This window comes from uncultured Aquimonas sp. (assembly GCF_937888285.1).
GTDB lineage: Bacteria > Pseudomonadota > Gammaproteobacteria > Xanthomonadales > Xanthomonadaceae > Aquimonas.
The window spans coordinates 23,827-36,008 of record NZ_CALART010000098.1; the positions used below are offsets into that span (position 1 = coordinate 23,827).

A 12,182-nucleotide genomic window follows, 5' to 3' on the forward strand; every position below is an offset into this window, starting at 1 on the left:
GACCGGGGCCCTCACAGCGCGCTTCTGTCCTGCCAGCGCAGGACGCTGAAAGCGCGGCCGGAAATGCCGGAGCCTCCGAGTCGCAGAGTCACCCGAAGTTCCGTGTAGGCACCGTTCGGGAGGGTGGCACGCGACTCGATACTATACGTCCCGGTGCCACCCTCCGCCACGAGCGGGGTGCCGTCCGGCAGGGTCGGGGGTGGCAGGCCGAGCCCGGGCAGCCAGGCCTGGCGCTGCTCGATCAGCAACTGCGCCATGGCCGGATCGATGTTGGGGAAGGCGCGCATCACCTCGATCGGGGCGTAGGCCAGGTTCGGCACCGCCTGCCCGGAGTACACCGTCAGCGCCGGCGCGATCTGTTGGTAGAGCTCGTAGCTCATGCCCATGACCTGCTGCACCTCGGCGACCAGGTCGAAGGGCGCGTCCTTGGCGCCATAGGGATAGCCTTCCGCGCGGTAGTCGGCGTCCTCCGCACCATTCAGCAGCTTGAGATCATCGCCATCACGCCAGTCGAGGATGGCGTCAGCAATGGCGGTTGCCTGCACCAGCTCGACGCCGGCGCCAACGAACAGGTTGACGAAGGTCTGGGCGTCGGCCGCATTCAAGTCGATCAGGCCGGACTCGTCGGTGATCCGTACCGAGAGCTCCGCATCATCGAACTGCAGCCGGTAGTCGCGGCCGTCCGGCAGCCAGCGCAGGGTCGGATCGGGCAGCGACAGCGCCCAGGCCGCGTGGTTGATGCCGGCTTCCGCCGCGTAGCGGGCGCGGGTGGTATCAAACAGATGCCGCGCCTGCAGGGACTCGGTGCGGCTGATCAGCGCGAAGCTGCCGAGCAGCAGGGTCAGCAGGGCCAGCAGCCACAGCACGAAGATCAGGGCCACGCCGCGGCTGCGGCGGGCTGTGCAAGGCGCGAGGTGCCGGCTCACTGCGGCGGCCTGCTCGGGGTGTCGCTGTCGCGGTCGCGCCGCTGGCGCGAGAACTGCAGCCGGCTGTAGAAACTGCCGACCGAGCCGGCTGCGCCCGCATGCACCGGCACCTCGAACTGCGGCCACTGCTGCGGACGGTCACGCGGGAACTCGGCGACCAGCCGCACCATCATCGGCAGGAACTGCGGATAGTCCCAGTTGCGCGACCACGGCAGCAGCTGGCCGTTCTCATCGACCGAGCGGTACTCGAAGTAGGCGTCCTGCAGGCCGTCCAGCACGACCACCGGCGGGCGCTCGTCGCTGCGATTCTGCGGATCGTCATAGCCGTTCAGCAGGGTATGCGTGAACTCGATGCGCTTCAGGCCGCGCTCGCCGCTGCCGATGCTGATCTGCTGCACGTGCGGACCGCCGCGGGCGAGATGGCCGGGCATCGGGGCGACGAACTTCATGTCGCGGTCGCCGCCCTCGAAGACGAACACCATGCCGAGGTCGTCGGTACGCTCGAAGGGCAGCGCCAGTGCCTGCGAGAGCTGGCGACGCATGAACTCCTGGGCGATGCGCACGCTGTCGGTGCGGCTGACCAGGGCTTCGCCGGAGCGGACCGAACGCACGCTGCTGGTCAGCGCGGCCATGGCGCCCAGGATCATCAGCGCCAGCAGGCTGGTGGCGACCAGGATCTCGACCAGGGTGAAGCCGCGCTGCTGTCGAGTCATCCGCCGGCTCCCGCCGGGTTCACCGGCACATTGGGGTCGGGCGACATCGCCCGCAGCGTGCTGAAGCGCTCGCTGCGCTCGCCGCGACCCGCCGGCCAGCGGATGGTCAGATCGAGCTTGAACAGCTGCACCGCGCTGAGGCCCGGCGCAAGAGGGCTGGCCGACTGCAGATCGGGCTCGTACGGACTGACCTCGATCTCCCAGCTGTAGTCGCCTTCCAGCCGACCGCTGCTGCGGCCCGGCTGCAGCCGCTCACCGACCCCATGCAGGTCCAGCAGCGATTGTGCCAGCAGGGCGGCCTGGGTCTGCTCGGCGGCGATCCGCGTCTGCCGCAGGCCGGCGGTGGCGATCTGCATGCACACGCCGACGGCGACGGCAAACACCGCCAACGCGATCACCACTTCAATCAGGGTGAAGCCCTGTTGGCGCCTGCCAGGAAACAGAACGCTCTTCCGACCTCTGTCACCGTCGCCCCCGCGAAGGCGGGGGCCCAGATGCCTGGCCCTGAACCCTGGATCCCCGCCTTCGCGGGGATGACGAATCCGGGTTTCTTCTAGAACCGCTGGCTCGCAAGGCGGGGCCACGAAGCTTTCGCGGAAACACTGCTCTGCAGGCGCGAATGCCGTCGCCTCCGGGCAAGCCCGCTGCACCCGCAGCGCTGCAATCGCCAGCGGATTCGACGCTGTCGCACGTCCACTGGATCCCCGCCTGCGCGGGGATGACGAGCGGCAAGCCTCCGCTCGGACGCCCGCGTCAGCATGCAGGGCAAAGACTGGCTCAGCGGCTGCCGGGTTCACGCAGGGTCACCTCGCCGGTCAACCAGTTGATGTCGATGCGCCAGACGGTGTCGCCGCGCGAGAGTTCGATATTGCCGCCGGTGGAAGAGCCATCGGGGTAGAAGCGGATGCCCGCCTCGCCCTGGCTCACCATCTCCTGGCGCGCGGTTTCGATGGCGAGGTCGAACTGCTCCGGCAGCCTTACCGGGGCACGGCTGGCCGCACGGTAGGACTTCTCGTCGACGTTGAGCATCAGCACCTGCGGCTCGCGCTTCACGATGGCCTGGCCGCGGGTGTAGCGCAGGGCTGCGATCAGATCCCGACTCGCGCTGCGCATCTGCTGGCCGGTGAGGCTGTAGCCCATGGCGCTGCCGATCATGGCAGCAACCGCGCCCATGATCATGATGACCACCAGGATCTCGACGAGCGTGAAGCCACGCTCGGCGCTGGGCGTGCGAGGCCTCACCGCTGCGCGAGCTCTCAGGGCTCGTAGGTGATGTCGGCGTTCACCGAGGTGCCGCCCGACTGACCGTCCTTGCCGAAGCTGGACAGCGCGAAGTCGGTGGCGCCCGAGCCGCTCGCGGAGTACTGGAAATCCCGGTTCCACGCGTCCTTCAGGTCCGTGGCCTTGGCATAGGGACCCAGCCAGCCGCGCACGCCGGAGGGCTGCTGGACGAGGTCGGTCAGGGTGCCGGGCAGGCTGCCCACATCGGTGCGGTACTGCTCGATCTTCTGCGCGACCACGTCCACCCGCGCCTGCGTCAGGCGCACGTCGGCGCGATCCTTGCCGCCGAAAATCTGCGTGCCGATGAGCGCCATGATGCCGCCGATGATCACGATCACGATCAGGATTTCGATCAGGCTGAAGCCCGTCTGGCGGTTCCGGGTGAGACGAAGCGCCGTATCGGTGGAGCGCGCGTTTGCAGCATTCATGAGCGTTATCCCACAGTGTTGGTGAGTTCGAAGATCGGGACCAGGATCGCCATCATGATGACAGCGACGGTCAGCGCCATCAGCACGGTGATGACCGGGACCAGCGCAGACAGCAGCCGGTCGATGGTGTTCCGCACTTCGACGTCGAAAGTGTCGGCGACCTTGCCGAGCATGGTGTCCATCGCCCCGGATTCCTCGCCGACGCTGATCATCTGCACGGCCAGACGCGGGAACAGCTTGCTGCGCGCCAGCGCGATCGCCAGCCCGCCACCGGTCTTCACCTCTTCCGCGGCCTGGCCAACGGCCTCCGACAGCGCGCTGTTGGTCAGCACGTTGCGGGCGATCGCCAGCGAGGTCAGCAGGGGCACGCCGTTGTGCACCAGCGTCGCGAGCGTGCGCGCGAGCCTGGCGGTGTCGAGCTTGGCCAGCAGCTGGCCAATCAGGCCGCGCCCGAGGATCCAGGTGTCGAACTTCAGGCGTCGCGCTGGATCCGCGAGCGACTTCATGGTCCCCCAGACCGCGGCTGCAACGCCGGCCAGCAGCAGCCACCACCAGCCCTGCACGAACAGGCCAAGACTCATGATTACCGAGGTCAGCCAAGGGATCTCGGCGCCCATGTCCTCGAACAGCGGCAGGAACTGCGGCACCACGTAGCCGACCAGCAGGCCGATCGCGCCCAGCACCAGCACCACCAGGATGGTCGGGTAGATCATCGCGTTGATCACGCTTTCCTTGAGCGCCTTGCTGCGCTCGAGGTAGTCGGCCAAACGCTTGAGCGTGTCATCCAGCGCGCCGCCGATCTCGCCGGCCCGCACCATGTTGACGTACAGCCGCGAGAACACCCCACTCTGCGCTTCCAGCGCCTGAGACAGCGGCGTGCCGCCGCGCACCGCCTCGCGGATGCGGTCGATCACCCGCCGCGCCTGCTCGGACTCCGGCAGATCCAGCAGGATCTGCAGCGCGCGGTCCAGCGGCTGGCCGGCGCCGAGCAGGGTCGAGAGCTGCTGGGTGAACTGCAGCACCTGGTTCGGCCCCATCGGCGAACGCTGGAACAGCGCGCCGAGCCCTGCGCCCTGCGCCTGATCCGCAGGCAGCGCCTTCAGCGGAATATTGCCGGCGTCCTGCAGCTTGGCGATCACCTCCTCGGCATTGGCGGCCTCCATCAGGCCGTCCAGCGCCTCGCCGGCGGGGCTCAGGGCTTTGTAGCGGAATTGGGGCATGGGTTAGGGCCGGGATTGGGGAATCGGGATTCGGGATTCGCAAAGGCGGTACGGCACGGCACCACGCAGCGGCAATCCCCAAACGCTGTCGACCAGCGACCCAGGCGCGAGCACGGCTCTCGCCGAGCGCGGCTCCGCCGAATTCCGAATCCCCAATCCCGAATCCCGGCTCTCCATCAGCCCTCCTGCGTCACCCGCAGGACCTCCTCGATCGTGGTCACGCCTTCGAGGGACTTGACCAGGCCGTCCTCGTACATGGTGCGCATGCCGCTGTCGCGCGCCGCCTGTTCCAACTCGCCCATGCCGGCGTGCTGCATCACCAGCCGGCGCAGCGGGTCGTTCATGACCAGGAATTCCATGATCGTGGTGCGGCCGTGGTAGCCGGTGCTGGAGCCAGGGCTGGCGACCGGGCGATACAGCGTCACCGGGTCGGTGCTGGTGAATCGGCGCAGGCCGAACTCCTCGATCACTTCGGGCATCGCGGCATAGGCCTCGCGATGCTCGGGCACCAGGCGGCGGACCAGGCGCTGGGCGAGGATGCCGTTGACGGTGGAGGTCAGCAGGTAGTCCTCGACGCCCATGTCGAGCAGTCGGGTGATGCCACCAGCGGCGTTGTTGGTGTGCAGGGTCGACAGCACCAGATGGCCGGTCAGCGCCGACTGGATCGCGATCTTCGCGGTCTCCAGATCGCGCATTTCGCCGATCATGATCACGTCCGGGTCCTGGCGGACGATCGAGCGCAGGGCGTGCGAGAAGTCGAGGCCGATCTGCGGCTTGGCCTGGATCTGGTTGATGCCTTCGATCTGGTACTCGACGGGGTCCTCGACCGTGATGATCTTGAGGTCCGGGCGGTTGAGCTTGGACAGCGCGGTGTAGAGCGTGGTGGTCTTGCCCGAACCGGTCGGGCCGGTGACCAGCAGGATGCCGTGCGGCAGCTCCAGCACCTTGGTGAACTTGTCGAGGAAGTTGTCGGTGAACCCGAGCCGGTGGAAGTCGAAGACGATCGACTCGCGGTCGAGGATACGCATCACCACCGACTCGCCGTGCGCGGTCGGCACGGTCGAGACGCGCAGGTCCAGCTCCTTGCCCTGCACGCGCAGCATGATGCGGCCGTCCTGGGGCAGGCGGCGCTCGGCGATGTTGAGCTTGGCCATGATCTTGATGCGCGAGATCACCGCCGCCGTGCTCGATGAAGGCGGCGATTCGACCTCGTGCAGCACGCCGTCGATGCGGTAGCGCACCTTCAGGCGGCTCTCGAAGGGCTCGATGTGGATATCCGAGGCGCGCTGCTCGACCGCGCGCTGGATGACCAGGTTCACCAGTCGGATCACCGGCGCCTCGGAGGCGAGGTCGCGTAGATGCTCGACGTCGTCCTCGCTGCGCACGTCACCTTCGGCGAGGTTCTCGACAATCGTGCCCATGGCCGAGCGGCCGGCGCCGTAGTAGCGCTCGATCAGGTCGTCGATCTCCGAGCGCAGCCCCACATGCAGCTTCACGTCCTTGCCGGTCGCGAGCTGCACGGCTTCCACCAGATAGTGGTCCTGCGGGTCTGCGGTCAGCAGGTCGATATGGGTGTCGCTTTCGCCGATCGGGCAGACGTGCTGCTGCTTCAGGAAGCGCAGCGACAGCTGCACGTTCTGCGGCGGCTGCTCGGGCACATCCTTGGTCGAGACCAGCGGCAGGCCCAGCACTTCCGCGCTGGCTTCGGCGACATCGCGCTCCGAGGCCAGGCCGATGCGGGTGATCAGCGCGATCAGCGAACCGCCGGACTCTTCCAGCAGTCGGCGGGCGCGCAGCAGGTCGGCTTCCTTGAGCCGACCGCGGGCCATGAGGGCCTCGCTGATGCGGTTCTCGAGCGCGACCAGGCCCTCTTCGGACGCGTCTTGGACGGACGTGGTGTCGGCCAGCACTGCGTTCAAACGGTATGCCTCGGTCAGCCAGGACGGTGGGGCCGGCAAGGATAACCCCAAGGCCGGCTGCAGGGCTGCCGCAGCGCGGAAGCCTGCCTCAGACTGCGGGCGGCTCCGGTGGTTCCCGGGTGAACTCGACGAGTTCCTGCAGGAAGGCGCTGTTCAGGCCGATCCAGATCACGATCGGCACCACCGGCGGCAGGATCAGGTAGCCGAACTGGTAGCCCATCGCCACCAGGTTCGGCGCGAGCCCCGCCTGCTGCAGGGCGGCTTCGCCGAGCGGGCCGGCCTGGAACTGCAGCAGATAGAGGGCGTCGAAGATCGCGCCCCAGCTGACCACCAGCCACAGCACGGGGATGCCGATCGCGAACTGCTTGAGCTTTTCGCGCCCGGCGATCGGCGCCGCCATCACCAGCCCGGCGAACAGCGGCAGGCACCAGGCGTAGATCATCGGGGTGGACGTCAGCACCAGCTGGCCGACACGGCCGCTGGCGTCGGCTTCGGTCAACAGCCGCGTGACCACCTCGAAGTTCTGGCCGTCCTGCTCGATCAGCTCCACGGTCTGCGGCAGCAGCTGCAGCAGCACCGCCTGGGCGATCTTGGCCACCGGCAGCAGGATCGGCGAGATCAGCACCGCCCACAGGAAGAAGCAGGCCGGCAGCCACAGGGCCGAGGCGAGGATGAACTGGCGCAGCGGCGAGAGCTGCATCACTGCACCCAGGCGCGCGCGTTGCGGAACAGGCGCAGCCAGGGCGAGGCCTCGCCCCAGCCGGCCGGGTGCCAGCTCATCTGCACCGTGCGGAACACGCGCTCGGGATGGGGCATCATCAGGCTGACCCGGCCGTCGCGATTGGTGAGTCCGGTGATGCCCCCGGGCGAGCCGTTCGGGTTCAGCGGATAGGAAGTCGCCGCGCCACCGCCGTGGGTCGCATAGCGCAAGGCCACCGCTGCCCTGCCCTGCTGCTCGGCCGAGGCGAATACCGCGCGCCCCTCACCGTGGCTGACCACGATCGGCAGGCGCGAACCGGCCATGCCGCGCAGCAGGATCGAGGGCGAGTCGAGCACTTCGACTTGCACCAGCCGCGCCTCGTACTGCTCGGAGGCATTGCGCTGGAACTGCGGCCAGTCCTCGGCGCCGGGGATCAGGTCCTTCAGCTGGCTCAGCATCTGGCAGCCGTTGCAGACGCCCAGCGCGAAGGCATCGGTGCGATGGAAGAAGCGTTCGAACTCGGCGCGCAGGCGGGCGTGCTCCAGGATCGACGTGACCCAGCCGCGGCCTGCCCCCAGCACGTCGCCGTAACTGAAGCCGCCGCAGGCGGCGAGGCCGCGGAAGCCCTCGAGCGAGCCGCCGTTCTCGAGCAGGTCGCTCATGTGCACGTCGACCGCCTCGAAGCCGGCGCGGTGGAAGGCCGCGGCCATTTCGATCTGGCCGTTGACGCCCTGCTCGCGCAGGATCGCCACCCGCGGCCGCGCGCCGGCGTTGACGTACGGCGCGGCGATGTCGTCCGCGGGATCGAAGCTGAGTGCAGCTTCCAGCGGCGCGGCCTCGAAGTCGCTGGCCAGGGCCCGTTCGGCATCGGCACAGCCAGGTTCGTCGCGGCGCTGCTGGATGGCATGACTGGTCGACCACCAGGCCTCGAACAGATCCTTCCAGGCCCACTCGGCCAAGGTTTCGTCGCCGTCCAGCACGCGCACGCTGGGCCGGCGACTGGGCCGCCCGATGCGCTGCGCGCAGTGGATCAGGCCATGCCGCTCGACCAGATCGGCGAAGGCGGCGCGGTCCTCGGTGCGGATCTGCACGACCGCGCCCAGCTCTTCGTTGAACAGGGCCGGCAACACCTGCTCGGACCAGCCCTGCAGCTGCAGCTGCAGGCCGCAGTGGCCGGCGAAGGCCATCTCGCAGGCGGCGGCAAACGCGCCACCGTCGGAACGGTCGTGGTAGGCGAGGATCAGACCTTCCGCGCGCGCGGCCTGGATCAGGTCGAAGAATTCGCGCAAGGTATCGGCGTCCTCGATATCGGGGCTGGCGCCGCCGAAGCGATCAAAGCACTGCGCCAGAATCGAGCCGCCCATGCGCTGCTTGCCGGCGCCGAGGCCGATCAGCCACAGCTCGGTTTCGCCCTGGTCGGTGGCCAGCACCGGGGTCAGGGTGGCGCGAACATCCTCGACGCGGGCAAAGGCGCTGATGACCAGCGACACCGGCGAAGCCACGGTCTGGGTGTCCTCGCCGTGCTGCCAGCGCGCCTGCATGGACAGCGAGTCCTTGCCGACCGGGATGCCGATGCCGAGCGCGGGGCAGAGCTCCATGCCGACCGCTTGCACCGCGTCGAACAGCAGGGCGTCCTCGCCATCGAAGCCGGCCGCGGCCATCCAGTTGGCCGAGAGCTTCACTTCCTTGAGCGAGGCCACCGGAGCGGCGGCGAGATTGGTCAGGGCCTCGCCGACCGCCATGCGCGCCGAGGCGGCGGCATCGATCAGGGCCAGCGGGCTGCGTTCGCCCAGCGCCATCGCCTCACCGGTATAGCCCTCGAAGTCAGCCAGGGTGACGGCGACATCGGCCAGCGGCAGCTGCCAGGGCCCGACCATCTGGTCGCGGGCCGAGAGGCCGCCGACCGTGCGGTCGCCGATCGTGACCAGGAACTGCTTGGCGCCCACGCTGGGATGCGAGAGCACGCGCAGGCCCGCGTCGCGCAGCTCGATCGTGGCTGGATCGAGCCGCGGCCAGGCCACCGCGCGCGGCGGCCGGGTGTCGCGGTGCATCTTTGGCGCCTTGCCGAACAGAACATCCATCGGCAGGTCGATGACCGCCTCCGGCGTGCCAGTGACAGCGAGCGCCTGCGGGCGCGAATCGCTGACGCGCAGATGGCGTTCGGCGGTGACCCGGCCGACCACGGCGTAGATGCAGCGCTCGCGCCGACACAGGGCCTCGAACTCGGCCAGGCGCTCGGCGGCGATGCCCAGCGCATAGCGCTCCTGCGCCTCGTTGCACCACAGCTGCATGGGCGACAGGCCGGGATCGTCGGAGGGCACCCGGGCCAGGTCGATCTCGCCGCCGACCTCGGAGTCGTTGAGCAGCTCGGGCAGCGCATTCGACAGGCCGCCCGCGCCGACGTCATGCGCCGACAGGATCGGATTGGCTTCGCCCAGCAGCCAGCAGCGGTCGATCACTTCCTGGCAGCGGCGCTGCATCTCGGGGTTGTCGCGCTGCACCGAGGCGAAGTCGAGGTCCTCGCTGCTCTGGCCGGAAGCCACCGAGGAGGCCGCACCACCGCCGAGACCGATCAGCATGCCCGGCCCGCCGAGCACGACGACGGCATCGCCGGGACGCAGGCGGCGCTTCTCGACCTGGTCGCGCTCGATGCTGCCGACACCGCCGGCCAGCATGATCGGCTTGTCGTAGCCGCGATACACGCCAGGCTGCTCAGTGGGCAGTTCGAAGCTGCGGAAGTAGCCGGTCAGGGCCGGCCGGCCGAACTCGTTGTTGAAGGCGGCCGCGCCGATCGGGCCGTCGCGCATGATCTCGAAGGCCGTGGCCATGCGCGGATTGAGCGGGCGCGCGCTCTCCCAGGGGCGCGGCAGGCCGGGAATGCGCAGATGGCTGACGGTGAAGCCGGTGAGCCCGGCCTTGGGCTTGCCGCCGCGACCGGTGGCGCCTTCGTCGCGGATTTCGCCGCCGGAGCCGGTGGCCGCGCCCGGAAAGGGCGAAATCGCGGTCGGGTGGTTGTGGGTCTCGACCTTGATCGCGAACGCCGAGGGCGCAGTCGGTCGCTCGACATAGACGCGATCGGGGCCGGCGGCGAAGCGACGCGCGCTGAAGCCCTCGACGACGGCGGCGTTGTCCTTGTAGGCCGAGAGGGTCAGCTGCGGCGACACCTTCTGCGTGTTGCGGATCATGCCGAACAGGCTGATCGCCTTGTCCTCGCCCTCGATCCGCCAGCTGGCATTGAAGATCTTGTGCCGACAGTGCTCGGAGTTGGCCTGCGCGAACATCATCAGCTCGGCGTCGGAGGGCGCACGATCCAGCTCGGCGAAGCGCGCCTGCAGATACTCGATCTCGTCCTCGGACAGGGCCAGGCCCAGGCGCGCATTGGCCGCCGGCAGCTCGGCCGGGGCGATGCGCTCGGCGCGGGCCGGCGCCTGCGCGGCGAACAGACCGGCGAGACGGGAGCCCTCGACCACCAGGCTCTGGGTCATCGGATCGTGCAGCAGCGCGGCCAGGCCCGGTGTGGCCGGCAGCTCGGCGTTCAGCGCATAGGCGAGGCCGCGCTCGACCCGCGCCACCGGCAGGCCGGCGCCGCGCAGGATCTCGGTGGCCTTGGTCGACCAGGGCGAGCGCGTGCCCAGCCGCGGCAGCACCCAGGGCGAGGTCGGCGCCGGCTGCGCGCTGCCGGGACGAGCTTCGAGGATGCGGCCGATGCGGAGGCTGTCGGCCTCACCCAGGGCAAGGCCAGGCTCCAGTTCGATGAAGTACAGCCAGCGGGTGGAGACAGGGCCGAGGCCCGGTGCCAGGCTGCCAACGCGGGCGGCGAGCGCCGCCAGACGGAAGGACGACAGGGCCGCCTGGCCCTCGAACACGATCATGCTGACCTTGTCACGCGCGCGCGGCGCGAGGAATGCGGGGCGCGAATTCTACCAGCTTGCTCACTGATGACCGGCCACGAGCGCCCAGACGCCAAACGAAGAACGGCGACCCCTAAAGACAACGCTGAAGAATTCAGCGTTGTCGCGCGCCATGGAGGGCGCGCCCGCGGATCGAGCGCGTAAGCACTTGATCCAGCGCAAGCGAGTCCGGACCTGCGCCGGACTCGCGATCACTGATCGAGACCAGGATGGACTTGATCAGTGTTGCCTTACATCGGAGCCGCCGTTCGATCCCACGCCCTGGGTGGCGCGACTTACTGCTTCGGCGCGGCCGCCATCGCCTCCAGGCGCTGCAGCAGCTGGTCCGGCGGCATGTAGCCGCCGAGCTGGGTGCCGTCCTCGGTGAACACCGCCGGGGTACCGGTCACGCCGATCTGCTGCGACAGCGTGTACTGGTCGGCGATCGGGTTCTCGCACTCCTTGCGGTCCAGCGGCTGCCCGGCCTTGGCGTCGGTCATGGCCTTCTGCTGGTTGGTCGAGCAGTACACCGAAACCGCTTTCTGGTAGCTCTCGGAATTGATGCCGGCGCGCGGAAAAAACAGGTACTCGATGGCGATGCCGGCGCTGTTGTACTCGGTCATGTGCTCATGCATCTTGCGGCAGTAGCCACAGTCGATGTCGGTGAACACGGTGAGGGTGTACTTGGGGTTCGGCGGCGCAAACACGATGCGGCCGGTGGTGACCTGGGCCAGCGCCTCGCGACGGACCTTGGAACGGCTGGCTTCGGTGACATCGACCCGGTTGGGGATGTCGAACAGCGAGCCCTGGATCAGGTAGCGGCCGTCGGCGGTCACATAGACCACGCGACCTTCGATGGTGACCTCGTAGAGGTTCGGCACCACCGACTCGGACACGCTGTCGATCTTGGCATTCGGCACCAGGGTTTCGATGGCACCGCGCACCGCGGACTCACCGGACTGCGCGAAGGCGGGCGTGGCGGTGGCCACGAAACTCAGGGCGGCGATCACGGCGCCGGCAAGGATGCGGGTCATGCGGTTCCTCGAAGCTGGATGGGGCCGGCGGACTGCGGGCCTGTCGCGCTGCGACCGTGCCCCGGGCCGGA

The 12,182-nt window shown here is 68.8% G+C and carries 10 protein-coding genes; all 10 read right to left on the reverse strand.

What is annotated here, in order from left to right:
• Positions 1 to 11 precede the first annotated feature (11 nt).
• The 10 genes from Q0654_RS18100 to Q0654_RS18145 all read right to left on the reverse strand — a co-directional run bounded on the left by Q0654_RS18100 (position 12) and on the right by Q0654_RS18145 (position 12,111).
• Positions 12 to 881 carry a type II secretion system protein GspK gene (locus Q0654_RS18100; protein WP_298856376.1) on the reverse strand — a complete coding sequence of 290 codons (870 nt, stop codon included), beginning with the start codon at positions 879 to 881 and terminating at the stop codon, positions 12 to 14.
• Between the two features lie 41 nt (positions 882 to 922).
• Positions 923 to 1,639, reverse strand: coding sequence for a prepilin-type N-terminal cleavage/methylation domain-containing protein (locus tag Q0654_RS18105; protein WP_298856377.1), 717 nt, complete (start codon positions 1,637 to 1,639; stop codon positions 923 to 925).
• The gene (locus Q0654_RS18110) at positions 1,636 to 1,995 is read right to left on the reverse strand and encodes a type II secretion system protein (protein ID WP_298856378.1); all 360 of its coding nucleotides are present in this window, start codon (positions 1,993 to 1,995) and stop codon (positions 1,636 to 1,638) included. The genes Q0654_RS18105 and Q0654_RS18110 overlap by 4 nt, the downstream gene beginning before the upstream one ends.
• Positions 1,996 to 2,416: 421 nt before the next feature.
• Positions 2,417 to 2,881, reverse strand: a complete 465-nt coding sequence (locus tag Q0654_RS18115) for a GspH/FimT family pseudopilin (RefSeq protein ID WP_298856379.1) — start codon at positions 2,879 to 2,881, stop codon at positions 2,417 to 2,419.
• Between the two features lie 14 nt (positions 2,882 to 2,895).
• Positions 2,896 to 3,348, reverse strand: a complete 453-nt coding sequence (gene gspG, locus Q0654_RS18120; RefSeq protein ID WP_298856380.1) for a type II secretion system major pseudopilin GspG — start codon at positions 3,346 to 3,348, stop codon at positions 2,896 to 2,898.
• 5 nt (positions 3,349 to 3,353) lie between these two features.
• Positions 3,354 to 4,568 (reverse strand): type II secretion system inner membrane protein GspF, encoded by a 1,215-nt coding sequence (gene gspF / locus Q0654_RS18125; protein WP_298856381.1) that lies wholly within the window; start codon positions 4,566 to 4,568, stop codon positions 3,354 to 3,356.
• A 176-nt stretch (positions 4,569 to 4,744) separates the two neighbouring features.
• Positions 4,745 to 6,397 carry a type II secretion system ATPase GspE gene (gene gspE, locus Q0654_RS18130; RefSeq protein WP_298856412.1) on the reverse strand — a complete coding sequence of 551 codons (1,653 nt, stop codon included), beginning with the start codon at positions 6,395 to 6,397 and terminating at the stop codon, positions 4,745 to 4,747.
• Positions 6,398 to 6,575: 178 nt separating this feature from the next.
• Complete coding sequence (locus tag Q0654_RS18135; RefSeq protein WP_298856382.1) at positions 6,576 to 7,187, reverse strand: exosortase H-associated membrane protein; 612 nt, start codon at positions 7,185 to 7,187, stop codon at positions 6,576 to 6,578.
• A complete protein-coding gene (purL, locus tag Q0654_RS18140; protein ID WP_298856383.1) occupies positions 7,187 to 11,059 on the reverse strand; it encodes a phosphoribosylformylglycinamidine synthase in 3,873 nt (1,290 codons plus the stop codon). The genes Q0654_RS18135 and purL overlap by 1 nt, the downstream gene beginning before the upstream one ends.
• A gap of 314 nt (positions 11,060 to 11,373) precedes the next feature.
• Positions 11,374 to 12,111 carry a thioredoxin fold domain-containing protein gene (locus tag Q0654_RS18145; RefSeq protein WP_298856384.1) on the reverse strand — a complete coding sequence of 246 codons (738 nt, stop codon included), beginning with the start codon at positions 12,109 to 12,111 and terminating at the stop codon, positions 11,374 to 11,376.
• Positions 12,112 to 12,182: the final 71 nt, after the last annotated feature.